Source organism: Hymenobacter radiodurans, from assembly GCF_004355185.1.
Classification (GTDB): Bacteria; Bacteroidota; Bacteroidia; order Cytophagales; family Hymenobacteraceae; genus Hymenobacter; species Hymenobacter radiodurans.
In genome coordinates, this window is the sequence record NZ_CP037922.1 from 2569086 (window position 1) to 2595170 (window position 26085).

Annotated in this window: 26 protein-coding genes; 21 read left to right on the forward strand and 5 right to left on the reverse strand. The window is 55.5% G+C overall.

Translation table 11 applies throughout. From position 1 onward, the window contains the following. Positions 1-92: 92 nt before the first annotated feature. The 3 genes from EPD59_RS12010 to lepA all read right to left on the reverse strand — a co-directional run bounded on the left by EPD59_RS12010 (position 93) and on the right by lepA (position 3102). On the reverse strand, positions 93-1004 hold the full coding sequence (locus EPD59_RS12010) for a bifunctional 5,10-methylenetetrahydrofolate dehydrogenase/5,10-methenyltetrahydrofolate cyclohydrolase (RefSeq protein ID WP_133272993.1): 912 nt from the start codon (positions 1002-1004) through the stop codon (positions 93-95). A gap of 16 nt (positions 1005-1020) precedes the next feature. After that, complete coding sequence (locus EPD59_RS12015; RefSeq protein WP_133272994.1) at positions 1021-1209, reverse strand: hypothetical protein; 189 nt, start codon at positions 1207-1209, stop codon at positions 1021-1023. Positions 1210-1314: 105 nt separating this feature from the next. Beyond that, positions 1315-3102: a translation elongation factor 4 gene (gene lepA / locus EPD59_RS12020; protein WP_133274674.1), complete on the reverse strand. Its 1788-nt coding sequence runs from the start codon at positions 3100-3102 to the stop codon at positions 1315-1317. Positions 3103-3410: 308 nt separating this feature from the next. Between lepA and EPD59_RS12025 the strand changes: the two genes are divergently transcribed. The 20 genes from EPD59_RS12025 (at position 3411) to EPD59_RS12110 (ending at position 22625) form a co-directional block, all read left to right on the forward strand. Continuing rightward, positions 3411-3824 (forward strand): GlcG/HbpS family heme-binding protein, encoded by a 414-nt coding sequence (locus EPD59_RS12025; RefSeq protein WP_133272995.1) that lies wholly within the window; start codon positions 3411-3413, stop codon positions 3822-3824. A 145-nt stretch (positions 3825-3969) separates the two neighbouring features. Continuing rightward, entirely contained in the window at positions 3970-5163 is a 1194-nt protein-coding gene (gene fdhA, locus EPD59_RS12030) for a formaldehyde dehydrogenase, glutathione-independent (RefSeq protein ID WP_133272996.1), read from the forward strand. A gap of 159 nt (positions 5164-5322) precedes the next feature. Then, on the forward strand, positions 5323-6204 hold the full coding sequence (locus tag EPD59_RS12035) for a carboxypeptidase-like regulatory domain-containing protein (RefSeq protein WP_133272997.1): 882 nt from the start codon (positions 5323-5325) through the stop codon (positions 6202-6204). Positions 6205-6286: 82 nt separating this feature from the next. Further along, the gene (locus tag EPD59_RS12040) at positions 6287-6640 is read left to right on the forward strand and encodes a hypothetical protein (RefSeq protein ID WP_133272998.1); all 354 of its coding nucleotides are present in this window, start codon (positions 6287-6289) and stop codon (positions 6638-6640) included. Between the two features lie 98 nt (positions 6641-6738). Beyond that, positions 6739-7284 (forward strand): Uma2 family endonuclease, encoded by a 546-nt coding sequence (locus EPD59_RS12045; RefSeq protein ID WP_133272999.1) that lies wholly within the window; start codon positions 6739-6741, stop codon positions 7282-7284. Between the two features lie 42 nt (positions 7285-7326). Then, positions 7327-7701, forward strand: coding sequence for an SMI1/KNR4 family protein (locus EPD59_RS12050; RefSeq protein ID WP_133273000.1), 375 nt, complete (start codon positions 7327-7329; stop codon positions 7699-7701). Positions 7702-7774: 73 nt separating this feature from the next. Next, positions 7775-11272 (forward strand): methylmalonyl-CoA mutase family protein, encoded by a 3498-nt coding sequence (locus EPD59_RS12055; RefSeq protein WP_133273001.1) that lies wholly within the window; start codon positions 7775-7777, stop codon positions 11270-11272. Positions 11273-11338: 66 nt separating this feature from the next. Next, entirely contained in the window at positions 11339-11866 is a 528-nt protein-coding gene (locus EPD59_RS12060) for a DUF1493 family protein (protein WP_133273002.1), read from the forward strand. A 238-nt stretch (positions 11867-12104) separates the two neighbouring features. Further along, positions 12105-12653, forward strand: a complete 549-nt coding sequence (locus tag EPD59_RS12065; RefSeq protein WP_133273003.1) for an REP-associated tyrosine transposase — start codon at positions 12105-12107, stop codon at positions 12651-12653. A gap of 30 nt (positions 12654-12683) precedes the next feature. Further along, positions 12684-13088 (forward strand): MFS transporter, encoded by a 405-nt coding sequence (locus EPD59_RS23720; RefSeq protein ID WP_317128360.1) that lies wholly within the window; start codon positions 12684-12686, stop codon positions 13086-13088. After that, positions 13061-13504: a hypothetical protein gene (locus tag EPD59_RS23725; protein WP_317128361.1), complete on the forward strand. Its 444-nt coding sequence runs from the start codon at positions 13061-13063 to the stop codon at positions 13502-13504. The genes EPD59_RS23720 and EPD59_RS23725 overlap by 28 nt, the downstream gene beginning before the upstream one ends. After that, positions 13456-13875 carry a hypothetical protein gene (locus EPD59_RS23730; RefSeq protein ID WP_317128362.1) on the forward strand — a complete coding sequence of 140 codons (420 nt, stop codon included), beginning with the start codon at positions 13456-13458 and terminating at the stop codon, positions 13873-13875. The genes EPD59_RS23725 and EPD59_RS23730 overlap by 49 nt, the downstream gene beginning before the upstream one ends. 185 nt (positions 13876-14060) lie before the next feature. After that, positions 14061-14912: an alpha/beta fold hydrolase gene (locus tag EPD59_RS12075; RefSeq protein WP_205703391.1), complete on the forward strand. Its 852-nt coding sequence runs from the start codon at positions 14061-14063 to the stop codon at positions 14910-14912. A gap of 428 nt (positions 14913-15340) precedes the next feature. Then, positions 15341-17140 carry a peptidoglycan D,D-transpeptidase FtsI family protein gene (locus EPD59_RS12080; RefSeq protein WP_165963571.1) on the forward strand — a complete coding sequence of 600 codons (1800 nt, stop codon included), beginning with the start codon at positions 15341-15343 and terminating at the stop codon, positions 17138-17140. 120 nt (positions 17141-17260) lie between these two features. Continuing rightward, entirely contained in the window at positions 17261-18037 is a 777-nt protein-coding gene (locus tag EPD59_RS12085) for a DUF1349 domain-containing protein (RefSeq protein WP_205703392.1), read from the forward strand. Positions 18038-18164: 127 nt separating this feature from the next. After that, positions 18165-18584 (forward strand): pyridoxamine 5'-phosphate oxidase family protein, encoded by a 420-nt coding sequence (locus EPD59_RS12090; RefSeq protein WP_133273005.1) that lies wholly within the window; start codon positions 18165-18167, stop codon positions 18582-18584. A gap of 250 nt (positions 18585-18834) precedes the next feature. Beyond that, entirely contained in the window at positions 18835-19239 is a 405-nt protein-coding gene (locus EPD59_RS12095; protein WP_133273006.1) for a hypothetical protein, read from the forward strand. A 75-nt stretch (positions 19240-19314) separates the two neighbouring features. Beyond that, positions 19315-20598, forward strand: a complete 1284-nt coding sequence (locus EPD59_RS12100; RefSeq protein WP_133273007.1) for a M20/M25/M40 family metallo-hydrolase — start codon at positions 19315-19317, stop codon at positions 20596-20598. A 60-nt stretch (positions 20599-20658) separates the two neighbouring features. After that, positions 20659-21696: a methyltransferase domain-containing protein gene (locus tag EPD59_RS12105; protein ID WP_133273008.1), complete on the forward strand. Its 1038-nt coding sequence runs from the start codon at positions 20659-20661 to the stop codon at positions 21694-21696. Positions 21697-21755: 59 nt separating this feature from the next. After that, positions 21756-22625 (forward strand): aldo/keto reductase, encoded by an 870-nt coding sequence (locus EPD59_RS12110; protein WP_133273009.1) that lies wholly within the window; start codon positions 21756-21758, stop codon positions 22623-22625. Positions 22626-22727: 102 nt separating this feature from the next. Here the strand turns inward: EPD59_RS12110 and EPD59_RS12115 are convergent, their stop codons facing one another. Then, positions 22728-23504 (reverse strand): cupin domain-containing protein, encoded by a 777-nt coding sequence (locus EPD59_RS12115; RefSeq protein WP_133273010.1) that lies wholly within the window; start codon positions 23502-23504, stop codon positions 22728-22730. Between the two features lie 36 nt (positions 23505-23540). Continuing rightward, positions 23541-24776, reverse strand: coding sequence for a DUF6807 domain-containing protein (locus tag EPD59_RS12120; RefSeq protein ID WP_205703393.1), 1236 nt, complete (start codon positions 24774-24776; stop codon positions 23541-23543). Between the two features lie 218 nt (positions 24777-24994). On the opposite strand from EPD59_RS12120, the gene EPD59_RS12125 reads away from it, so the two are divergent. After that, a complete protein-coding gene (locus tag EPD59_RS12125) occupies positions 24995-26050 on the forward strand; it encodes an OmpA family protein (protein WP_165963572.1) in 1056 nt (351 codons plus the stop codon). Positions 26051-26085 lie beyond the last annotated feature (35 nt).

Consider the following 26085-nt stretch of genomic DNA (forward strand, 5'->3'; position numbering starts at 1 on the left):
CTATAGCGCTCAACTTCCGTTCCGCGTACCCACTTTTTAAAAGTAGTCGAACTACCCGGACTTTAAAAGCTTTATTTCGGCTGAATAGGATTCTACCGGGCGTATATGTCTCCTTTAGCGGCGCGCAGTGTATTGAGCAAAAGCATGGCAATAGTCATCGGGCCTACTCCACCGGGCACGGGTGTGATGTAGGAACACTTAGGCGCTACCCCTACAAAATCAACGTCACCCTTCAGTGTAAAACCAGACTTCTTGCTAGCATCGGCTACCCGGGTAGTACCTACATCAATAACGATGGCACCGGGCCGTACCATGTCAGCCGTCACGAATTCGGGTCGGCCAATGGCAGCCACTACTATATCGGCCGTGCGAACAATCTCGGCCAGGTTGCGGGTGCGTGAATGGCACAAAGTAACAGTGCAGTTACCCGTATCTAAGTTCTTGGCAAGCAGAATACTAACCGGAGTACCAACGATGTTGCTGCGGCCAATTACTACGCAGTGCTGCCCGCTGGTTTCAATGCCGTAGCGGCTTAGCAGCTCTACTATACCAGACGGGGTAGCTGGCAATAAAGCAGGTAAACCAGCCACCATGCGCCCCATATTCATTGGGTGAAATCCATCGACATCTTTCTCCGGCTTGATGGTTTCGATAACCTTATCAGCCGAGATGTGAGCCGGCAGTGGCAGCTGCACAATGAAGCCATCTATGCGGTCGTCGTTGTTGAGTTCCTCCACCTTGGCCAGCAACTCAGCTTCGGTGATATCATCCTCGTAGCGCAGCAGGGTTGACTCGAAGCCTACCCGCTCGCAGGCCAGTACCTTGTTACGCACATAGGTTTCAGAGCCACCGTCGTGGCCCACCAGAATGGCGGCCAAGTGGGGAATTTTGCCCCCCGCGGCCTTTATTTTTTCAACCTCGGCGGCAATTTCTACTTTGATGTCTTCGGCAGTTTTCTTGCCGTCGATGAGTTTGTAGCTAGTAGCTTCGGGGGCAGTGGTCATGCGGGTATCAGCGATATTATTCGGAAGAAGTGGTAGTAGTCTTACGTGCCTCATTATGCGCAGCAATAGCAGCGGCGCCAGACTCCTGTAGCTCTTTCTCCATCGTGGGCCAATCGTCGCGCCAACGGAACTTGCGCTCTTGTCCTTTAATGATCTTGTCTAACTGTACTTCGGTCGTACAGTTCTCGGTGAGTTTGTTAGCCATTGGTTTGAGGTAGTCATACAACGGCTTGTCAGGAAGTGTATGAGGTGAAAAAAAATAAGACAAGCATAAAAAAACGCGCCCCAAGAGGCGCGTTTCAATCTTTAATCAATCGAGTTTCAACACTGCCAGGAAGGCTTCCTGTGGAATTTCCACGGAGCCCACTGAGCGCATCCGCTTTTTGCCTTCCTTCTGCTTTTCAAGCAGCTTGCGCTTCCGGCTGATGTCGCCGCCGTAGCACTTGGCAATTACGTTTTTGCGAAGAGCTTTCACTGTTTCGCGGGCGATGATCTTCTGGCCAATACTGGCTTGGATAGCGATGTCGAACATCTGGCGCGGTAAGAGCTCCCGGAGCTTTTCACAGATGCGCTTGCCCCACTCATAGCTTTTGGAACGGTGCACAATGGCCGACAGGGCGTCGACCTTCTCACCATTGAGCATGATGTCGAGCTTTACCATGTCCGACTCGCGAAAGCCAATCAGCTCATAGTCAAGGGAAGCGTAGCCGCGGCTGATGGTTTTGAGCTTGTCGAAGAAATCGAACACGATTTCTGACAGGGGCAGTTCAAAGTTCATCTCTACCCGCTCGGAAGTCAGGTAGCTCTGGCCTTTGATAATGCCACGCTTTTCCATGCACAGAGTGATGATAGGCCCTACATAGTCAGCCGCAGTAATAATCTGCGCTTTAATGAAGGGCTCCTCAATGTGCTTGATCAGGTTCGGCTCCGGCATTTCGGAGGGCGCGTTGATGGTCAGCAACTGATCCTTGGTGCCAGTGGCGTGAAACTGAACGCTGGGCACGGTAGTAATCACCGTCATGTTGAACTCGCGCTCCAGACGCTCCTGCACGATTTCCATGTGGAGCATACCTAGAAAGCCGCACCGGAAGCCGAAGCCCAGCGCCGCTGAGGTTTCGGGCTCCCACACCAGCGAGGCGTCGTTGAGCTGCAGCTTTTCCATGCTGGAGCGTAACTCCTCGTACTCGGTGGTATCGACGGGATAAATACCGGCAAATACCATCGGCTTTACGTCCTCGAAGCCGACAATAGCCTCTTTGGTGGGCCGCGCTACGTGGGTGATCGTGTCGCCTACTTTTACTTCCCGAGCCTCCTTGATGCCTGAAATAAGGTAGCCTACGTTGCCGGCACCCATTTCCTGGCGAGGCTCCTGGTTAAGACCCAGAATACCAATTTCATCGGCGCCGTACTCCTTGCCGGTAGCCATAAAGCGCAGCTTATCGCCCTTGCGCATGGTACCGTTCTTGATGCGGAACAGAACTTCAATGCCGCGGTATGAATTAAAAACGGAGTCGAAAATCAGGGCTTGCAGCGGGGCTTCTGGGTCGCCTTTGGGAGCCGGTATCCGCTCGCAGATGGCGTTCAGAATGGCCTCAATGCCGATACCGGATTTGCCGGAAGCCGGGATAATATCCTCCCGGTCGCAGCCGATGAGGTCCACGATCTCGTCGCTCACCTCCTCGGGCATAGAGTGAGGCAAGTCGATCTTGTTCAGCACTGGAATAATTTCCAGGTCAGCACCAATAGCCAGATACAGGTTAGAAATCGTTTGAGCCTCAATGCCTTGCGAGGAGTCGACAATGAGCAGCGCGCCTTCGCAGGCGGCAATGGAGCGACTTACTTCGTAGCTGAAATCGACGTGGCCGGGAGTATCGATCAGGTTGAGCGTGTACATTTCCCCGTTGTAGGGGTACTGCATCTGGATGGCGTGGCTCTTGATGGTGATGCCCCGCTCCCGCTCCAGATCCATGTTGTCGAGTAGCTGAGCCTGCATGTCGCGCTTGGCCACAGTGCTGGTGAACTCCAACAGGCGGTCGGCCAGGGTGCTTTTACCGTGGTCGATGTGGGCGATGATGCAGAAATTGCGGATATGCTTCACTGGCGAGGGTTTTACAACTACAAAGGTAGGCAACAAGGGGCGGAAAAGCTATCTGAGTGATGCCGCCGCCCTTAACTGAGGCAGAGAATGCGCTGGGGGGCAAATTTTGCTTTAAGCCCAACCGTATGAGGAAATCCGGCTTCTCCGTTTCGCTAGTGCTAATCATACTGGCACGCAAGCAAAAGTCTACCCTGCTATCCTCTCATTTCATACCCGCATCATCTCATTCTAGTTCACTAGGTATGACAAATGGCCGGAAATGCTGTTGTTGAAGTACTCAAACTAATTCTAACCTCAACACCTCTCCCATGAGCATTACCCTCAAGCAAGCCCAACGAGCCCTCACCGCCGCCCACGAAGCAGCCGTGGCGCACAACGTGAAAATGAATATTGCCATTGTAGACAGCGGCGCCAACCTCGTGACGTTTCTGCGCATGGATGACGCCTGGCTTGGCTCCCTGGATATCTCCATTAAGAAGGCTAAAACCGCCCGTTTCTTTGATATGAATACCGGCGAAGTTGGTAAGCTTTCCCAGCCCGGCGGCCCGCTTTATAACATTGAGCACTCCAACGGTGGCCTCATTACCTTCCCCGGCGGCATCCCGATCAGGAATAACCAAGGCGCTGTCATCGGGGCTATTGGCGTATCGGGCGACACCGTGGAGAATGACCACACCGTAGCCCAAGCTGGCGCCGACGCGGTGCAGGCCGTGAAGGAGTAACATTCAACTCGATCTAGTAAGCCAGTAAAAAAGCCCCCCAGAGCATGAAATAGGTACGCTGGGGGCTTTTTTTACTGATTGTTGATGAACCCACACCGGCGCAACGTTTCTGGCGCCTTTCCTCCAACCACAACCTTATCTAACTATGGCAAACAATCGCGGCGTCGTGTACTTGGGGCCAGGCAAAGTAGAAGTGCAAAGCATCGACTTTCCCGAACTGAAGAACCCCAAAGGACGCAACATCACTCACGGAGTGATTCTGAAAGTAGTGTCAACCAACATTTGCGGCTCCGACCAGCACATGGTGCGCGGCCGGACCACGGCCCCCGCCGGCCTCGTGCTAGGCCACGAAATTACGGGCGAGGTTATCGAAGCCGGGGCTGACGTCGAGTTTCTAAAGAAAGGCGACTTGGTATCGGTGCCCTTCAATGTGGCGTGCGGCCGCTGTCGTACTTGTAAGGAGATGAAAACCGGTATCTGCCTGACCGTAAACGAAGGCCGCGCCGGCGGCGCCTACGGCTACGTGGACATGGGCGGCTGGGTAGGTGGCCAGGCCGAGTACGTGATGGTGCCCTACGCTGATTTTAACCTGCTGAAGTTTCCGAATAAGGATCAGGCCATGGAGAAAATCCGTGACCTGACCATGCTGAGCGATATTTTCCCGACGGGTTTTCACGGTGCTGTGAAGGCAGGCGTCGGTCCGGGCGCTACGGTATATATAGCAGGCGCGGGGCCTGTAGGCTTGGCCGCGGCAGCTTCGGCGCAGCTCTTGGGCGCGGCCGTGGTTATCGTGGGCGACATGAACAAGGCTCGTTTAGCTCACGCCCGTTCTTTTGGTTGCGAAACCGTGGACTTAACGCTTGATGCTACCCTGACCGAGCAAATCACCCAGATTCTGGGCGTGCCGGAGATTGACTGCGCCGTTGATTGCGTGGGCTTCGAGGCCAGCGGCCACGGCACCGACTCGAAGAAGGAAGTGCCCGCCGCTGTTCTTAACTCCCTCATGGAAATCACCCGCGCGGGTGGCTCCATCGGCATTCCGGGCCTGTATGTAACCGAAGACCCCGGCGCCGAAGATAAGGCCGCCCAGAAAGGCAGTCTATCTATTCGCTTCGGCTTGGGCTGGGCCAAAAGCCACTCCTTCCACACCGGCCAAACGCCCGTAATGAGCTACAACCGCCAGCTGATGCAGGCAATTCTCTACGATAAAGTGCAGATTGCCAAAGCCGTGAACGTGGAAATTATCAGCCTCGATGACGCTCCCAAAGGCTACGCTGAGTTTGACAGTGGCGTGGCTAAGAAATTCGTCATCAACCCCCACAACATGATTCCGGCATGACCGCCTTTTCTATAAATACAAATACACTGTAATTAGAAGAATGAAAAAAGCCCCCAGGATACTCTGGGGGCTTTTTTGTGCTTGGGAGAATAAGTAATGCAACTATACCCTACTCCACTTCTATCTACAATGTAAATGATACTCAATTTCTAAAAGTTTATGTCCTTTCCCTCTTATCCTCACCTTATTGCGTCCTTATTATTCGTGCTTGTAGCACCTTCTATTGCCTCAGCCCAAAGCGCTGCACCTAGTCGCGTGACCAACGCTGCGGGCGAACCATTACCCTACGCCTCGGTAGGCATGTTAGGTAAGCCTAACGGGACGGTGGCCGATGGCAACGGCTCGTTTTCCCTGGCGCCCTTTGCCTCCGCTGCGGCTTCCGACACAGTTGTCATCTCCTGCGTTGGGTATCTGCCTCAGCGTTTGACCGTGGCTCAGCTTGGCAATTTGGCTGAAGTGAAACTTGTGCCTCAAGCACATACGCTGGGTGAGGTGAAGGTGCGAGCCACTGACCGGAAACGTCACCGCATTGGCAACGAGGGCAACTCCAGTCTGACTGCCTACAATTTTCATCTTCGTCAGGATGAAGACCCGGTGCATAAGCCTGGGCGCGAGGTGGGCACGGTGCTGCGCGTGAAAGCCAATAGCCAACTGGAGGACGCCAATTTTTATATTCGGCACAACCACTTCCGCGACCTGCGCTTTCGGCTCAATGTGCGCACCCTGGACGACAATGACCAACCCACAACTTCTCTGCTTACCCGCGACGTACAGTTTGGCGTAGCCGATGGCGCCACCGGCTGGCAACACATCGACCTGAAACCCTACGATGTGCAGGTGGGCAACAATCAGCGGGTAATCGTAACGCTTGAGTGGTTGCAGGGAAGGCCTGACAGCAAGCGCGACTGGTATTTACTCACCATTCCTGGCCCTATTTCACCCTTGCATCGGAGCATGTACCGGGATAAGTCGGAGGACCGCTGGACCACCATGCCCGCCAACCTGAGCTTGTATGTAACGGCCCTGAGTCCGCGAAGCTGAGCGCTAACCTCGCCGGGTGGCGTGCGTAGGTATTGGGGGGCTTTTTTGGTCTCGCCTTGATATTCTAACTCTCTCCCTAGCTATGAGCCTCACGCTAAATCCAACCGCCGTCGCCTTTGCCAAACATCTCATCGAGGAAGGCAAATTTAAAAACGACCAGGGCCACTGGGGCCAGCACAACCCCAATACCTCCGCCCAAAACAATTACCTCAGCAAGCATGAGATGGAAGAATACGGGCAGTGGCACTTAGGCCTCGATATGACCAAAGCTGAAGACACCAAAGGCCGTTACCACTTCCCTTACGGCGACTTTAAAACCGTGCACCGCGACGGACTGATTGCCGCCAAAGAGCGCGCCGCCCAGCAAGGCTACACCGAAATCGAAGAGGCCGCTGACAAGCTGCTACAGATACTAGAGGAAAAAGCAGCGAGGTAAGCGGGGGGCTTTTTCAGGGCATATTTTGCGTACTTTTAACTTATGCGTAATCCATTCGAATCCGGCGGCATACTTCTGGGGGCTCTTACTTAGAGCGCATGAGCGATGATGAGTTCTTCGACTTCTGCCAGCAGCATCCCAACCTGCGCATCGAGCGCACGGCCAATCATGAAATCATCATTATGTCGCCTACTGGCAGCCGCTCCGGCAAACGCAACGCCCGCCTCATTTTTCAACTTGGCAAATGGTGTGAGCAGCACCAAAATCTAGGTGAATACTTCGATTCCAACACCGGCTTCACTCTCCCCGATGGCTCTGTGCTGTCGCCGGATGCGTCCTGGGTTTCAGCCGGCAAATGGAACGCTCTGACTGTGGAGCAGCAAGATAAGTTTGCGCCAGTCTGCCCGGAGTTTGTGGTCGAATTGAAGTCAGCTACAGACTCGACGAAAACACTGCAAGCCAAGATGCTGGACTGGCTGCGCAATGGCGCGCAACTGGCGTGGCTCATCGTGCCCGAAGACGAAACTGCCTACATCTACCGTCCCGGCCAATCGGAGCCGGACGTCGTGCAAGGCTTTGAGAACGAACTTTCCGGTGAAGCGGTTCTGCCGGGACTTCTACTGCGACTAGCGGAACTGCGGTAAGTTTGCCACCATTGCGTAATTCTCAAGTAGAATCAAAACTAGATGGATGAACCAAATTCGGCTCCTACACCTGAAGTTGTTACTCGCGTACTGGAAACACTAGACTTTAAATTACCAGATTGGTATATAAACGAGCTTTCAAAGACTCATGATCTTGTCTTCGATTTTGAAGATGGAAAGTATTTAAAATTGTGGCCAATCGCTGAGGTACTTGAACTGAATCGGGCTTACAATGCCGATGAATTCTATCCAAACTTTTTTCTGATAGGAACTGATGGAGGTGGCGAAGCTTGTGCAATCGAAAAGCAAAGTGAAAGCGTTTACTTTATTCCTTATATCGGTTGTCTTCCTGATGATGCTATCTATGTAGGAAAGTCGCTTGAGGATCTGATTGAATACTTACAAGTGCCTTGGTAACAAAAGCCCCCGCTAACGCGCCGGGGCTTTTTTCGTACCTTAGCCCCTCTTACCCCACCCCATTCCACCCGCTATGCAAGTTGCTCCCGTAGCTCCCTATAAACCCCAGCATCATATCCGCATTGTGACGGCGGCGGCCCTGTTCGACGGCCACGACGCGGCCATCAACGTTATGCGCCGCATCATTCAGAGCAGCGGCGCCGAAGTTATTCACCTGGGCCACAACCGCTCGGTGCAGGAAATCGTGGACTGCGCCATTCAGGAAGATGCTCAGGCTATTGCCATTACCTCCTACCAAGGCGGGCACAACGAGTACTTTAAGTACATGCACGACCTGCTGAAGGAGCGCGGCGCGGGCCACGTGCGCATCTTCGGTGGCGGTGGCGGCGTGATTCTGCCCAGCGAAATTGCCGAGCTGCAAGCCTACGGAATCGAGCGCCTCTACTCGCCCGACGACGGCCGCGCTATGGGTTTGCAAGGCATGATCAATGACCTGTTGCAGCGCTGCGACTTCCCCACCGGCCAGAACCTGAACGGTGAGGTGAGCCACGTAAAAGAGAAAGACGCTCGCAGCATCGGCCGCCTGATTTCGGCTGCTGAAAACTTCCCCGAGGAGTTCGAGCGCGTGAAGAGCCAGCTCGTGGCGGAGTTTCAGCAGCAGGAAAAAGCCCCCCACAGCGGTAACGGCGCCACGCAGCAAGCTGCCACTGGCGACACAGACGTAGCCACGCGCACCGCTCCTATTCTGGGCATTACAGGTACGGGCGGCGCGGGCAAATCCAGCTTAGTAGATGAGTTGGTGCGGCGCTTTTTAATGGACTTCCCCGAGAAGACCATTGCCATTATTTCCGTGGACCCCAGCAAGCGCAAAACTGGCGGGGCCCTGCTCGGCGACCGGATTCGGATGAACTCCATCAACTCGCCGCGGGTGTACATGCGCAGCCTGGCCACGCGCCAGAGCAACCTGGCCCTGAGCAAGTACGTGCAGGACGCCGTGGACGTGGTACGGGCCGCCAACTACGACCTTATCATCCTCGAAACCAGCGGCATCGGCCAGTCCGACACTGAAATCATCGAGCACTCCGACGCCAGCCTCTATGTAATGACGCCAGAGTACGGCGCGGCCACCCAGCTCGAGAAGATCGACATGCTGGACTTCGCCGACGTTATTGCCCTCAACAAGTTCGACAAGCGCGGCGCCCTCGATGCTCTGCGCGACGTGCGCAAGCAGTACCAGCGCAACCACGGCCTCTGGGACCAACCTTTGGATTCGCTGCCCGTGTTTGGCACCATCGCTTCTCAGTTTAACGACCCCGGCATGAACCGCCTGTACCGGGCCGTCCTGAGTATGTTGGAGAAAAAGACGGGGGCCACTTTTGCCTCCCAGCTCGAAACCACCACGGAGGACTCGGAGAAGATCTACATCATTCCGCCCCACCGCACGCGTTACTTATCTGAAATCGCTGAAACCAACCGCAATTATGATATTTGGGTACAGAAGCAAGCCGAAGTGGCCCAGCAGCTTTACGGCCTCGACCAAAGCCTCAACGCCGTTAGAAGCCTCCAGTCCGGCGGATCTGGTGCCGGCAGCGGGAGCAGCAGCAACGGAACCGACCCCGGATCACTCGTGGCCGGCTTGGAGAGCACATTCCAGGAAATCAAGCTCCGGCTCGATGGTCAGAACTGGAAAATCCTGGAGACCTGGCCGCAGAAGGTAGCCGCCTACAAAGCCCCCGAGTTCGTCTTTAAGGTGCGCGACAAGGAAATCCGCATCCTGACGCACACCCAAAGCCTGTCGGGACAGCAAATTCCAAAAGTGAGCATGCCCCGCTTCACGGCCTGGGGCGACTTGCTGCGCTGGCAGCTCCAGGAAAACGTGCCCGGCGAGTTTCCGTACACGGCCGGCGTGTTTCCGTTTAAGCGCGAAGGCGAAGACCCCACCCGGATGTTTGCGGGCGAAGGTGGCCCCGAGCGCACCAACCGCCGCTTCCACTACGTGAGCATGGGCTTGCCCGCCAAGCGCCTGAGCACGGCCTTCGACTCGGTGACGCTCTACGGCGAAGACCCCGACCACCGACCCGACATTTACGGCAAAATCGGTAACGCTGGGGTGAGCATCTGCTGCCTCGACGACGCCAAGAAGCTCTACTCCGGCTTCAACCTAGCCAACCCGAGCACATCGGTGTCCATGACCATCAATGGTCCGGCCGCGCACTTGGCCGCCTTCTTCATGAATGCCGCCATCGACCAGCAGTGCGAGCTCTATATAAAGGAGCACGGGCTGGAGCAGGAAGTAGAAGCCAAGATCAACCAGATTTATCAGGACAAAGGCGTGGTGCGCCCCAGCTACCAGGGCGAGCTGCCCGCCGGCAACGACGGCCTCGGTCTGATGCTGCTCGGCGTGACCGGCGACCAGGTTTTGCCCCCCGATGTGTACGCCACCATCAAAGCCCGCACGCTGAGCCAGGTGCGCGGCACCGTGCAGGCCGATATTCTGAAAGAAGATCAGGCCCAGAACACCTGCATCTTCAGCACCGAGTTTGCCCTTCGCCTCATGGGCGACGTGCAGGAGTACTTTATTAAGGAGAAGGTCCGCAACTTCTACTCGGTCAGTATTTCGGGCTACCACATTGCTGAGGCCGGCGCCAACCCCATCACCCAGTTGGCCCTCACCCTAAGCAATGGCTTCACCTTCGTGGAGTACTACGTGAGCCGCGGCATGGACGTGAACGACTTCGCGCCCAACCTGAGCTTCTTCTTCTCCAACGGCATCGACCCCGAGTACGCGGTTATTGGCCGCGTGGCACGCCGCATCTGGGCCAAGGCTATGAAGCTGAAGTACAACGCCAACGCCCGGAGCCAGATGTTGAAGTACCACATCCAGACGTCGGGCCGCAGCCTGCACGCCCAGGAAATCGACTTCAACGACATCCGCACCACGTTGCAGGCCCTCTACGCCATCTACGACAACTGCAACTCCCTGCACACCAACGCCTACGATGAGGCCATCACCACGCCCACCGAGGAATCGGTGCGCCGGGCCATGGCTATTCAGCTTATCATCAACCGGGAGTTGGGTTTAGCCAAAAACGAGAACCCGCTGCAAGGCTCCTTCATTATCGAGGAGCTAACCGACCTGGTAGAAGAAGCGGTGTTGCTGGAGTTTGACCGCATCACGGAGCGCGGCGGCGTGCTGGGCGCCATGGAAACCATGTACCAGCGCGGCAAGATTCAGGAGGAAAGCCTGCACTACGAGATGCTCAAGCACACGGGCGAGTACCCCATCATCGGCGTGAACACTTTTCTCTCCTCCAAAGGCTCGCCTACGGTGCTGCCCGCCGAGGTTATCCGCGCCACGGAAGAGGAAAAGCAGTATCAAATCACGATGCTCAACAACCTCCACGCCCGCAACGAAGGCACCACGGAGCAGCGCCTGAAGCAGCTTCAGCAAGTAGCCGTGCAGAATGGCAACCTGTTCGAGGAGCTAATGGAAACGGTGAAATTCTGCTCGCTGGGGCAGATTACGAATGCATTGTTCGAGGTTGGGGGGCAATATCGACGGAATATGTAAGGATATTTTGTTCCTGTATGAAGCGCCTCCGTACATTGTCTGTACGGAGGCGCTTTTTATTGACTTATGGAGACAATACAGGTTTCTTTTACTGAATTACGCAGAACCACTCAACGAGTAATAACCTTTATGCAGGTTGAGTACTGGTTAGAAGCTGATAGTGGTCTAAGAACTGCTATTGAGGATGATTTGGGAATTACAGGTCTAGATGCCGAAGAATTACTAAAAGCATTTTCAAAACAATTTGATACAGACCTCACTGATTTAAACTTCGATCAATACTTTGCATCCGAAGGGATGGAGATTAATAGCCTTAAAGGCGTTTTACTAGCACCGATAGCTATAGCGTTCTGTGCGCTACTTCTGGTCTGGTTTTTTGTGCAATGCCTATTAAGTCTACTAGCACTGCCTTTTGATAAGCAAGAGGCAAGAAAGGTGTTTGAGTTTAGTTTAATAGGTAAATGGGGGCTTTACAGCCGACGTCGGTGGCCTAATACGCATCCAGAGACAACATTTAATATTGGTGATTTAGTAGCATCTGCCGCTGCTGGGCACTTTGTGAAGCGGGAGCGGGTACGCTTTGTCTTAGTATAATCCCCACTGGCGCGAGCTTGTAGCTCGTGCCTAACCTTGAGGTGGAGGTTGTACCTCCACTGCCGCAAAAGCGGCAAACGGTGACCGCGCCGCCTGGGTAATCCGGGCGGCGTTGTCGTTCTGGCGGGGGAAGCGCAGCCTCCCGGCATGGCTGGTCACGAGTTACGCTGCGCTAAACTCGCGCCAGTGGAGAGCCATTGCGTTATGTGGTGTTTGGATAATCCTGCATCTTGCTGGCATGAGTGAGAAGTATAAGATTCAGGATTCGCAGAAGCTCTACTTTGTCTCCTTCGCTACTGTTAGCTGGATTGATGTTTTTACGCGGCGGCTTTACAACGACATCTTCGTGGATAGTCTGCGCTATTGCCAGCAGCACAAAGGGCTGGAGCTTTACGCGTGGTGCCTGATGACTAATCACGCCCACCTGATTATCAGCAGCGCCCACGATAACCTGTCGGCTATTCTTCGTGATTTGAAGCGCCATACTTCCAAGAGTATTCTGAAAGCCATTCAGGAAAACGACCAGGAAAGTCGCCGCGAGTGGATGCTGTGGATGTTTGGCCGGGCTGGGCAGCGCAATGCCCACAATGAGCAGTACCAGTTTTGGCAACAAGACAATCACCCTATCGAGCTACACTCCTATCAGCTCCAACGCCAGCGCCTCGACTACTTGCACCGCAACCCAGTTGTAGCCGGTTTTGTAGACGTGCCGGAAGATTTTCTCTACAGCAGCGCCCGCAGTTATGCCGACCGGCCCGGCTTGCTGGATGTGTTGTTTATTGGTTAAGAAAAGCCCCCAGATTCAACCCACTACCCTATGCCCCGAATTCTACCCGTCATTGTGCTGGCCCAGTTCTTATGCACCTCACTCTGGTTTGCGGGCAATGCCATAGCGGCGGATTTGGCGGCCACCTTGCAGCAGCCTCCCACCTTTGTAGCCCTTCTGACGAGTGCTGTCCAGCTAGGATTTATTTCCGGCACGCTGGTATTTGCCTTGCTTGCCATTGCCGACCGCTTTTCACCGTCGCGGGTGTTCTTCTTCAGCGCTTTGGCGGCCGCGCTGTGCAACCTGGGCATTAACCTCCCCGGTGTGGAAGCCGGCAGTTTGCTCGCCTTCCGCTTTTTGACCGGCTTTTTCCTGGCGGGCATTTACCCGGTGGGGATGAAAATAGCCGCCGATTACGCGCAGGCGGGTTGGGTAAATGGCTGGGATTCTTGGTAGGGGCGCTGGTGCTGGGCACTGCTTTCCCGCATCTACTGAAGAGCATTACGGCGCAGCTGCCGTGGCAATACGTGGCCCTGGCTACCTCGGGCCTGGCAGTGCTCGGCGGCCTGGCCATGCTCCTGCTGGTACCCGACGGCCCGTACCGCCGCACCGGGCAACGCCTGCAGCTCACCACTTTTCTGAGCGGCTTTCGGTTGCCGCGCTTCCGGGCCGCCGCCTTCGGGTATTTCGGCCATATGTGGGAGCTGTACACCTTCTGGGCCTTTCTACCGCTCATGCTGACGACCTACAACAGCGCCCACCCCAACGCCAACTTGCCGGTGTCCTTCTTGTCGTTTCTGCTGATTGGGGCGGGTGGCTTGGCGTGCATGGGCAGCGGGCTACTCTCGCGGATAATTGCCCCCGCACGGTAGCCACCACGGCGCTGGCCTTGTCGGGGCTGTGCTGCTTGGTGTCGCCGCTGGTGCTTCGCAGCCAGTCGGGGGGCTTTTTTCTGAGCTTTTTGTTTGGTTGGGGAATGGTAGTCGCTGCCGATTCGCCCATGTTCTCCAGCCTGGTGGCCCAAAGCGCGCCGGACGCTTCCCGCGGCACCGCCCTAACTATCGTAAACTGTATCGGTTTTGCTATTACTGTAGTCAGTATACAGTTCACGAGTTGGCTTAGTGGCTTTGTGCAGGTCCAGGATCTTTACTTGCTGCTGGCTGTAGGTCCGGCGCTGGGGTTGCTGGCACAGCTGGGCAGCCGGCCGAAGCTAGCTCCGGCTCCAACTGGCCCAAAATCGTAGCACTCAACTATCCTTTTGTAGAGACTACTTCGCCTCTGCTGCACTAGGGGCATAATGAAACGCACCGCTTGAAGCAATCTGAGTATCAGTTATTTTCAGGCAACTATAACGGCGCTACTCCCATCTTGCGCTGTAGTAATTGCTGTGGCTTCCATTGCCTCTGGGGGCTTTTTTACTTGCCTTGTATGAGAGTTTCTTTCCTTATCCGAAGCTTCGCGGGTCTGCTGGTACTGCTGCTTAGCGGAACTACCTCTTTCGGCCAGAGCAGCCCACCCGACCCGTATGCCAAAGCCCACAAGATCATAGCCGACCGGGACTCGATTGTGGCGCCAAACGGGGTGCAGGAGTCGTACGCGGTGCCGGTAGGTGGCGTGCAGCAGTGGGTATACGTGCGGGGGCAGGATAAGCGCAACCCCATCATCCTGTTTGTCCACGGCGGGCCGGCCTCGCCCATGGCCCCGGTGGCGTGGATGTTTCAGCGGCCGTTAGAGGAATATTTCACCATTGTGCAATACGACCAGCGTGCCTCGGGCAAGACTTACGCCACCAACGACACCACCGGCCTTGGCCGCACCATTCGCGTGGAGCAGTACGTGCAGGATGCAATTGCGCTAGCCGAAATTATCCGCAAAAAATACGGTCAGCAGAAGCTCATTCTGATGGGCCACAGCTGGGGCACTATCGTGAGCATGCACGCCGCCCTCAAGCGCCCCGATCTGTTTTACGCCTACGTGGGTATCGGGCAGGTTATCAACTCCCAGGACAACGAGCGGCTGAGTTTTGAGTACGCTCTGCGCGAGGCTACAAAGCAGAAAAACGAAGTGGCCTTGCGGGAGTTGCGCTCTATTGCCCCCTACCCTGGCAACCAGCCCATCACCCGGGAGCGAATTATTATTGCCCGCAAATGGCCACAGTACTACGGGGCTTGTCGGCGTACCGGGCCAATTCTGTGTACTACTTCAACGCCCCGCTCCTTTCTCCAGCTTACACACCAGTTGAGGTTGAGGCCATTGATAAAGGCAGCCTATTTACGCTAAGCCGCCTGCTGCCGGAGTTTCTGCGTGTTGACTTCAAGCCGGTGAAGTCATTTCCTATCCCCGTGTTTATGCTCATGGGTCGCCACGATTATACGACACCCTCGGAGCCCACTGTGAACTGGCTGGCCGCACTAAAAGCCCCACTGAAAAAGGCATTTGGTTTGAGAACTCCGCACACTTACTGCCGCTGGAAGAGCCTGGCAAACTGCTGCTTACATTGGTGAATGAGGTCAGACCGCTAGCCACCTTGCCGGCAAACAGCCGCAAAAAGTAGCTACCGGGCGTAGAACGCATGCCGAGAGCACACCAGAAGGTCGTCGCTTATGAAACCGGCGAGGAGCGCGGCTGTCGCGATAAGCACGTCTAATTGAGGGGAAAATGCGTACATTACCCTGATGCGCAAATCTTTAAATACTTGTATTTGGGAAATGAGTTTACTAGCCATGCTTTTCGTGCTGGCTGCCTGTTCTTCACCCGAACAGCAGACGAGCATACAGACTCAGGAACCAGACACGAGTGCGCGCTACATTCGCCAGCGTGTGGTCTTGCCGGACGTGCCGCAGCGGGGGCGGGTGCTCGACCGTAATGACTCGGTGCTGGTAGCCACGCGCACCCAGTATCTGCTAAAGCTGCCGCGCAAGCCCCCACTCGATACTGTAGCGCTAGGCCAATTGCTCGGCTGGGGGCCAGTGGCTACCCGCAAGCGCATTGCCGATGCCCTGCCCTATGAGGATATGCCGGCCGGCTACCCGGTAGAGCTGAGTCTCACGGCAGGCGAAGCCAAGCGGGTGCGTCGCCAGCGTAAGGACTGGCCCCAGCTGACCCTGACGGATCGCCCACAGCGCACCTATACCACCAGCGTGGGGGCTCACTTTCTGGGCTACATGGGCTCCGAGGCGCAAGCCTTTTACAAACAAGCCAAGCGCTACCGACGAGGTCGCTTCTATGAGCTGCGCAACGGCGGACTCGAAACCTACTATAATGGCCTGCTCAACGGAAACCGGGGCTACCTGCATCCCTTAGTAGATTCGCTGGGCCAGACGCACGGCAATTGGGCTCCCGACACAGCTTTTCAGCAAGGCCAGGACCTGCACCTGACCATTGACGTGAAGCTGCAGGCCTACGCCGAACAGATGATGGGCCGCCGCAAAGGCTACCTTGTTGCGCTCGACCCACGTACCGGCGAAATCTTGTGCTACGTGTCGGGGCCCACTTACAAGCCGGCTACTATCACCGCGCCCGACCAAGCCCTAGTGCGAGGTAAACTGCTGGAGCACGAAAAAATGCCCCTGATCAACCGGCCGGCGACGCTGGCTAATCCGCCCGGCTCGGTATTCAAGCTGGTGAATGCCGCCGTGGCCTTGCAGTTGGGTGCCATCACCCCCGCCACCTCGTTCCGCTGCGACCAGACGCTGCTTAGCTGCGTGCACAAACATCCCCAGCCCAAAAACCTGACTTTGGGCTTGCAATACAGCTGCAATCCTTATTTCTACCAGGTGATGCGGAACGTTATTAACTACGTGCCCGACAGCCTTGCTCAGGATTCGGTGGGCGCCCGCCACGGCAACCTGGCCGAGTGGCGCCGCTACGTTCGGTCCTTTGGGCTAGACTCCGTAATGGGCGTGGACTTGCCGCGCGAAGCTCCCGGCTTTCTGCCCACCCCGGCATATTATGATAAGGCCCGCGGTACGACCAAATGGACCTATCGCTCCATCTATTCCCTCAGTATCGGACAGGGCGAAATCAACCTGACGGGCCTGCAAATGGCGAATATGGCGGCTATCATTGCCAACCAGGGCTGGTACTACACGCCCCACCTGGTGCGTAACGTTGGGGAAAACGGACCGCTGCCGCGCTTCACCGAAAAACACCGCACTCTCGTTGACAGTGTACACTTTGCCGCGCTGCTACCTGGCATGATGGCCGTCATGGAACGCGGGGGTACGGCTGAAACATCCAGCCTAGCCGATGTGGGCATTACGGTAGCCGGCAAAACAGGCACAATTGAAAACGACGGCGACGACGACCACGCCGCCTTCGTGGGCTTTGCGCCCGCCGAAAATCCTGAGATAGTCGTGGCTGTTTACCTCGAAAATGCGGGCTTTGGAGCCACGGCTGCCGCGCCCTATTCAGTGCTCGTGATGGAGAAGTATCTACGCGGCAGCATTGCCCCCAAGCGCAAAAAGTGGGAAACCCGCATCCAGCAACGGGCCCGAAACGGCTATTAAGTAACCTCACTCCTGACGTGCATCGCATCTTGCATTATAGGCAGTTAGCATGCTGACTACTACGTCAGCAGCGACCCAGTTCCGAGTATAGCAATCCAGCCTTTTTGCTAACTAATACACATGAAACACGACCGTTCCGTTTTTCCGGCAATGCTAGGTATGTTTCTGCTTGGAGGTTGCTCCGACAACAAAACGCCGGGTGTTTCGGCTACGGATGCGTCGTCCGCGCCGGCTACAGCGGGTGCCGCGGCTGGGGATTCAGCCCGCGTGAGTGGCGAGCCTTGCGATATGAAGTTGGGTAATATTCACTTTACCAAAGCCGTCAACGGGGCAGATACTTTGACGAAGGTGGATGGAAATGGTAGGATGACCTTTCGCGTCGGGGCAAAAAAGGACTTTTTCAGCGACCCCAACGATAACAAGCTGTCTAATAATACGGCTCCCATTCTGCTGGCCAAGGTGGACAATGCCAAGCCCTTCACGCTGGTATCGAAAGTCATCCCCGGCTTCACAGAGAAAGGACTCTACAATGCCGGGGTGCTTTACATCTACGTGAACGACAACTTTTGGCAAAAACACTGCTTTGAGCAGGATGAGCGCGGCAACCATCGCATCGTGTCGGTGCGCACCGTTGGCACCTCCGATGACAATAACCACGACGTGGTACGCGGCCCTTCGGCGTACATGAAAATATCGTCGGACACGCGCACAGTAGCCAGCTATTATTCGCTCGACAAGAAAACCTGGCAACTGGTCCGGCTCTACAAAAACAACTACCCTGCTGAAATATGGGTGGGCGTGAGCGCGCAGTGTCCAGTTGATACGGGTACCGTAAGCCATTTCGAGGAGATTAGCCTGACCCAAAATAGCGTGAAGGATTTTCGCCTGGGCAATTAAATAAGAGCCTCTTTGTCGGCCACTTGGGCAGACGTGCAGGGCGACTCAGTCGCTACCGATTTGGGGGCGTTCTAACAACTCCTACCCCTGCTGCGCGTACTACTAGCTCAACTATTCCCTTACTTCCATGGCTGATAAAACCCTGAAGGAGATTGCTGCTAAAATGGCGAATCTCGACATTGCCATGCTCACGACCGAAACCAGTCGGGGCCAGCTGAGCAGTCGCCCTATGAGCAACAACGGCGACGTGGAGTATAATGGCAACTCGTACTATTTCACCTTTGAGCAATCGCGCACGGTAAGCGACATTACCGAGAATCCGCACGTGAATCTTGGCTTCAGCGGCCCGAAAGGACTGTACGTGTCCATCGTGGGCACGGCACATCTTATTCGGCACAAGCCCACCCTGCAGCAACATTGGCTACCCAGCCTGAAACAATGGTTTCCGGAAGGAGTAGATACCCCCGGCATCGTGCTGGTGCGCGTGGAGGCCAAACGCATCAAATATTGGCAGCAAGAAGACGAAGGCGAGCTACACGTTAAATAAGCCCCCCACAAGCTTTTGCAAACCGCCCCGGCCAACGTAGTGGCCGGGGCGGTTTCGTTTTGGGGTAGTTACCAATTGGTGTGTGATACCTACACTTTCTCGGATGAACTAAGAGGGACTGCTATTTCAGCCGAGGAACTTGTATTGACTGTCGAAAAAGCCCCCCAGAACTATCCAGCCGTTCCTGCGTTATTTGCAACCTACGGCTCTCAGGAAGCTGGGAGCGGCTTCCCACCCTATCTCATAGTTTATGATTACTACGCTGCGCCGTGGCGACGGCAGCACTTACCTCACGGTGCGCTACGACCAGAGCGAAAACTGGATTCATGCCCATTGGATTGGCCGTCAAACGCTGGGAACTATCATGGACGGCGGCCTGACTTACCTGGAAATGCTGCGCCATCAACCCTGTCCGAAGCTATTGAACGACCACCGCGACCTGGTGGGCACGTTTACGGAAGCCAACGACTGGATTCAGCAGGTTTGGACGCCGCTCATCATGGCCGCCGGGCTGCGTTCCTTCGCGCAGATCGTGTCGCCGGACGTCTTTGGCCAAATATCCATCGAAGACCTTCAGCACCGCATCAGCGACCAGCTCGATATTTATCTGTTCGACGACCTCGATGCGGCCCAGAACTGGCTGCGGGCGCAGTAAGATTTGCCCCCCAGACTTGAGTGGCAGAATCGTTTGCCTCCCTTTGTATGCAACCTCATTCCAAACTTGCTCACCGTGAAAAAACTCCTACTTGCCTCCGCCCTGCTCTGTTGCTTCGCTGCACAAGCCCAAAAGCTTACCAGCACCGAACGTAAGATTGTCACGTCGGTGCAGCGGAATATGCCGCAGAGTGAGAAGCTGCTGGAGCAGGTGGTAAACATCAATAGCGGCACGCTCAATTTGAAAGGTGTGCGGGAAGTAGGCTCGGTCTTTCAGAAGGAATTTGATGCTTTGGGCTTCAAAACTGAATGGATAACCATGCCCGAAGCCATGAATCGCGCAGGTCATCTGGTGGCACAGCGCAAAGGCAAAAAGGGCAAGAAGCTGTTTCTCATCGGCCACCTCGACACGGTGTTTGAGCTGGACATGCCCTTTACTAAGTACACCCGCCTGAACGACTCCACCGCCACTGGGCAAGGGGTAAATGACATGAAAGGCGGCAACGTGGTGATTCTGGCGGCACTCCAAGCCCTGCACGCCAACGGATTGTTGAAAGACGCCACCATCACCGCTTACTTCACCGGCGATGAGGAGCGCGGCGGCAAAGGCCCCGAGAGTCGCGCCGACTTTATTGCTAAAGCCAAAGAGGCCGATGTAGCCTTGGCGTTTGAAACGGCAACCAATCTTCACACCGTTGCCACGGCGCGGCGCGGCAGCAGCACCTGGCAGCTCAAAACCTACGGCACGGCGGCTCACTCCTCGGGCATTTTTAAGCCCACAGTAGGCTATGGCGCCATCTATGAAGCAGCCCGCATTCTGAATTCATTTCGGGAAACCCTGAGCAAGGAGCAATATCTCACCTTCAACCCCGGCTTGATGGTAGGCGGCTCGGAGGTGAACTACGACGAGGCCAAAGCTCGCGGTGAAGTAGTAGGCAAAACCAACATTATAGCTCCCACCGCCTCCGTAACCGGCGATTTACGCTTCCTTACTGAGGAGCAAAAAGAAGCAGCCCGCACGAAGATGCGCGCCATCGTGGCCGATAATCTGCCCCAAACCCGCGCCGAAATAACCTTTACCGATGGTCTGCCAGGCATGGCTCCTACCGCCGGCAACCAGAAGTTAGCGGCCCTCGCCGACCAGGTGAGCCGCGACTTAGGCTTCGGGCCCGTAGCGGCCGGCGACCCTGGGTCCCGCGGCGCCGGCGACATCTCCTACGTGGCCCAGTACGTCGATTGTCTGGATGGCCTGGGCGTGTCGGGCAAGGGCGCGCACGCGGCGGGCGAAACCATCAACTTAAAGGAGTTTCCGATGTTAGTGGAGCGCGCCGCCCTGATGATTTACCGACTCACGCGGTAACCGCCGTCAAATTTGCCCCCCACGGCGTTTGTGAAAGTATTTATCCTATCTACAATTCTCATGGAGCAACAGATTCAGCAGCAGGTTCAGGACTACTATGGTACGCAGTTGCGCACTAATCAGGATTTGAAAACCAACGCCTGCTGCACCGACGACATCCCGACGGCTCACAAAAAGATACTAGCCACGCTGGAGCCGGAGGTGCTCGAGAAATACTACGGCTGCGGTGTATGCGTGCCTGAGGACGTGCAGGGCTGCACCGTGCTCGACTTAGGCTCGGGCAGCGGCCGCGACGCCTTTTTGCTCTCCCATTTGGTAGGTGAACAGGGCCACGTAATCGGGGTGGATATGACGGAGGAACAACTGGCGGTGGCCCGACGGCATGTAGCAGCTCACACCACTCGGTTTGGCTACACCCAGCCCAACGTAGAGTTTCGTCACGGCTACATTGAGGATTTGAGCAGCGCTGGCCTCGCCGACAACAGCATCGATTTGGTGGTAAGTAACTGCGTATTGAACCTGAGCACCGACAAAGCCGCCACCTACCGCGAGATATTCCGGGTACTGAAGCCGGGTGGGGAGTTGTACATCGCGGATGTGTTTGCCGACCGCCGCATCCCCGAAGCGCTGCGCCACGATCCGGTGCTGTACGGCGAATGCCTGAGCGGAGCCATGTATATTGAAGACTTCCGCCGTCTGCTTATGCAGCTTGGCATACGCGACTACCGCCTCACGGCTAAGCGCGTGCTGACCATCGACAACCCCGAAATTCAGCAGAAAACGGGCAATATTGTTTTTTACTCGCTCACTATCCGAGCCTTCAAACTCGACTTAGAAGACCAGTGCGAAGACTACGGACAAGTGGCTACCTACCTGGGCACAGCCGACAACCCACACCGCTTCGTACTCGACGACCACCATGTTTTTGAGGCGGGTCGGCCGCAGCTAGTGTGCGGCAACACCGCCGATATGCTCAGCCACACCCGCTACGGCGCCCATTTTCGCATCGATGGCACCAAGGAGCTGCACTTCGGCCTGTTTCCGTGCGGTCCGGCGCCTGTCGCTACGGTGAATACCACGGCTACCAGTTGCTGCTAAAGGCACAGCTTTCAGTTCAGCACCTTCGGATAGAATAATACTGGTTGAATTTGCCCCCTATGACTATTACCATCGCCCAAAACTCCGCACAGCCGCTCACCGTCAATCGTTTGGGCTATGGCACTATGCGCCTAACTGGGCCCGAGATTTGGGGTGAGCCAGCTAACCGCAGTGAAGCGCTACAGATTCTCAGAACGGCGGTAGAATCGGGCGTAAACTTTCTGGATACGGCTGACTACTACGGCCAAGAAGTGACCAACCGCTTGATTGCGGAAGCGCTGCATCCGTACCCGAGCGACCTGGTAATTTGCACGAAAGTGGGTGCCACCCGCAAGCCCGACAAAAGCTGGATTCCTTACAACACGCCCGAAAACCTGCGCGCTAGCATCGATAATAACCTGCGTACACTACGGCAAGAACAGATTCAGCTGGTTCACCTGCGATTGATGGGCCATAGCTCGGTACCATTGGACGAGCAACTGGGCGCCATGTTTGAGATGCAGCGGGCGGGCAAGATTTTGCACGTCGGATTGAGTAACGTAACCCGTGAGGAATTGGAGGCTGGCCTTCAGCTGGGTGAAATTGCTAGCGTAGAGAATATGTATAGCTACGCTCAGCGCACGACTGTGCAGTTGCCCTACGGTGCTAATCCCGGCGGCGAGGAAGTGCTGGACCTGTGCGAGCGACACGGCATTCCGCTTATTCCCTTCTTTTCGCTGATCCACGCGCTACCCAAAGTAGATTCTAAAATTGCGGAAATTGCGCGCAAGTATAAGGCTTCGGAAGCCCAGATAAACATCGCCTGGCTACTGCACAAGTCGCCCTGGATTCTGCCGATTCCGGGCACTTCGTCGCTGGTGCATCTGCGAGAAAACTTGAAAGCGGCCAATATTCGGCTTAGTGCTGAGGAGTTGGCGGTTTTGGGGTAAGCGTAAGTATCGCTCACCTAGCTACAATTCAGCGCGAGCGGGAAAACACAGTAAAAATGCCCCCCAGCCCGATTTATAGCTAACGGTGAGAACTAAACTCAGCTACTTTTCCGCATTGCTGTGCCATTGAATGGCGAAATAGCCGCAAGGGCCTTTGCCGGTGTTAGTGAAGGCGTGGGGCACATTGGCTTCTAGAAAAACTATGTCGCCCGCCGCGGCTTTGTGCGCTTTCCGATCGATTAAAATTTCGCCGCTGCCTTGGGTCATCAGGATAATTTCTTCGGTGCGGTGCGTGTGCGGCGGATGGCTAGCAATGCCGGGCATAAGCATCGTGGCATGCACATCAAACCGCCGGAACATGGTGGAAGGCCGGTCGAAAACGGGCCGCGTTTCCTTGTTATCGGTTTTTACGACTGTAAACTGGCCCCAATCCTTCATAAACGAGCCGCCACCCGCCCGGGTCCGCTGCCGGTCAATGCCGTCTTTCGACTTGTACCGCAGCACATAATAGGTGGCGGGCGCGCCAGATACGTTGCGGAGGCGTTGTTTGTCGCCGGCCCCAATAAGCATGACGCCGCCGGGCCCGAGCGTTTTAGTTGAATCCTGAATGGTGGCGGCCAGGCTTCCCTCCTTCACTACTATTAACTCTTCCGCATCGGTGGCGGCTGGCTGAACTTGGTTTACTTGTCCGACTTTTAGGGTGAAGGTGTACACCTCTAGCTCCGCTAGGTCGAGGGTGCTGCCTTTCATGAATGGAACCCGCTCTCCGCCTTTTTCCGTGGTTCGGGCAGTGGCTTTATACACCGCAGAAGTCAAGTCAGCAGTTAGAACAGAACTGCCCAGACATAGGGCTCCCATAACAAATAAAGCAGTTTTCATGCGTTAAAATTTAAAATTTGGTCAAGCTCATAACAGCTACTTACCCTTCACGGAAACGGTGGGTGGGTGGCTGAAATACTGCCAGTTGGCTTCCGCTTGCTCCTTCGTGTAGTGGCCATTAAACACGAGCAGCCGATAGCGCAGCGTGTAGGTTTGGCCGGGGCTTAGGAGCCAGTCTTTGTTCTTGGTGGGCGAGTAATTGATGAACACGTCGCCCGTACCATTCTGCGTTTCGGGCCACACGCGCAGCGGCTCGGGGTGGTTGTAGTTGGTGGGAGCTGACAGCATCACCATTCCGCCGTAGTCGCTATCCAATTGGCCCTGCACGATGCACCAGCGAGCAGTGGAGCCGTCGGCATCTTTACGGGATTTGCCCCCCGAAGTAAGCACTTCGCTGTTGTCCTTGTTCCATTTTTCGGTAGCTCGCCAACCAAAACCGCCATACCGATATGTGAGCAGCCGCACTGGGCTGGCACTGGCGCACGTAAGGTTGCTGGTGACATCAGCGATGTAGTAATCGGCATTGCTGGGCTGATACACGCGCACCGATTGCAGTTCGTTTAGGGCTACTTTCTCATTCCCGTCTTTCTTAAACGCGACATGCTGCTGCTTTACCTGGTACTCGCTGAATACGGGGCCATCGGTTTTGGAAACCACGCCGGTGAAGCGCACAGTGCCTTTTCGGTCTTTCAGATTCCAGAAATCAACGGTGTCGCCCTCGAATAGCACGTGCGTCCAGGGGTTCCAGATGCCGTAATGGTGGTAATGGTCGGGAGCCTGAATGCGGGTTAATATCTGTCCGTGGGGCGACCATAACGGATGAATAAAGCCGCTGCGCTTAAAGGCCGGATCGATGCCTGAGGGCGGATACACCGTGCGGTAGTTATACTGAAGTAGTTTCTTATTGCCAGCCTGCACGAGCAAAGCGCCATCTTGATCGGTTGTGCTAATGGTGGGGGGCTTTTTTGTCTTTGCGCTTTTTACCAGCTCATACGTTCGCTTCGCTGGGCCGCTGCTCTCCACGTTCCAGTGAAGAATTCGGGCCTTCGTTTTCTCAATCTGGTGGGACACGAGCGTGCGGGTATTGCCTTGCACTTCCACCAAGCTCAACTCAGTATCTGGCAGGGAAGTAAGAGCATCCAGGCTCGTCTGAACTGGAGTACTTTGCTTATTGGTAGCGCGCTGCAAGGTGACTTCCAGCGTTGCGATACGCTGTGCAAACCCGCTGGTGCTGAGGCAAGTGAAAACCAGTATCAGCCAGAATTTCATCATCTTCATACTGCTGGATTTGGAAGAAGGGTTAAGAAATCAGGCAAAAAAGCCCCCCAGTCAAGGAAGGCCTGACGATTTTTCGGCTATTGATGTCGGGGACGCAGTATACTAAACTTGTGGTAGTGGTGCGTTAGAAGCAACTTATTCATGCTCCTCACCTTCTTATGGAAGCTTCGTATTTAAGCTTAAAAGAACACGCTAAACTCAGGTATACAGGCATGAAACTCAGTTTTTGGTGTGCTATACTCGCCCTGGTGCTTGCCGGACCGGTGCAGGCTCAGTCGCTGGCAGGTGAGTGGCAGGGTGTCGAAACCGACCCCTATGAGGAAGGAAACTGGCCTGCGGTGCTTCGCTTACAGCAAAACAAAGACGAAAAGATATTTGGGGTCCTTTATCAGGAAGTAGGTGGCACGCCCGCCATGACGGTTACGTTTGAAATGCAGGGTGCCCGCACCGAAAACGGGGCAACCCTCACCCATACCCGGAAGCTTAGCGAAACCGGCCAGACGCCTTTCAACTATTGGTGCGACGGCTCCATCACGTTTACCTACGACCCAAATCAGGAAAAGCTAACGGGCAATGCGGCCTACCGCCCCGTGGGCGACTGCGACATGGGCACGTTTACCTTGTACCGCATCAAGCTAAAATCGCCCTCCACGGTGCCGACTAATACGGAAAGCACGATACGGGTATCGGGCCAGGATGTGCGCTGGTACGCCGACCCAGACCTGAAGCAGCGCGTGGCCACCGGCAACACCTACCGCACCAAGCTCAGCAAGACCACCACTTTCTATCTGAAGCAGGGCTATTTTGCAACCAGTGAGAGTTCCGTAGTGCCAATCACTATTAATGTAGGTAATTCTGAAACGCCGAAGCCAGCCGCCGCTCCCGCTCCTGCACGGGTTGATACGGCACGTCCAGCGGCACCCATTCTAGCCCCTTCCGCCAAGCCAATCGTATTGCCCACGGTGTTGTTTAAGCTAGGTACGCCCGATTTGCTGCCCACTGCTATACCGGCCCTCGACCAGCTAGCTGCCGAGCTAAAAGCGCGCCCTACGCTGAAACTGCGGGTATCTGGCCACACCGATAAAATTGGAGAGCCCCAGAAAAACCAGGTATTATCGGTGCAGCGCGCTGAGGCAGTAAAATCTTACCTGGTAAAGTCAGGAATTGCGGCCGAGCGCATCAGTACCACCGGGTATGGCGACAAGCGTCCGCTTTATCGCTCTCCCGACGCGCGCAACCGACGGGTGGAGGTAGAAGCCACCCAATAATTCGCCTAGACGCTCATCCTAAGTCGGTATTTCCG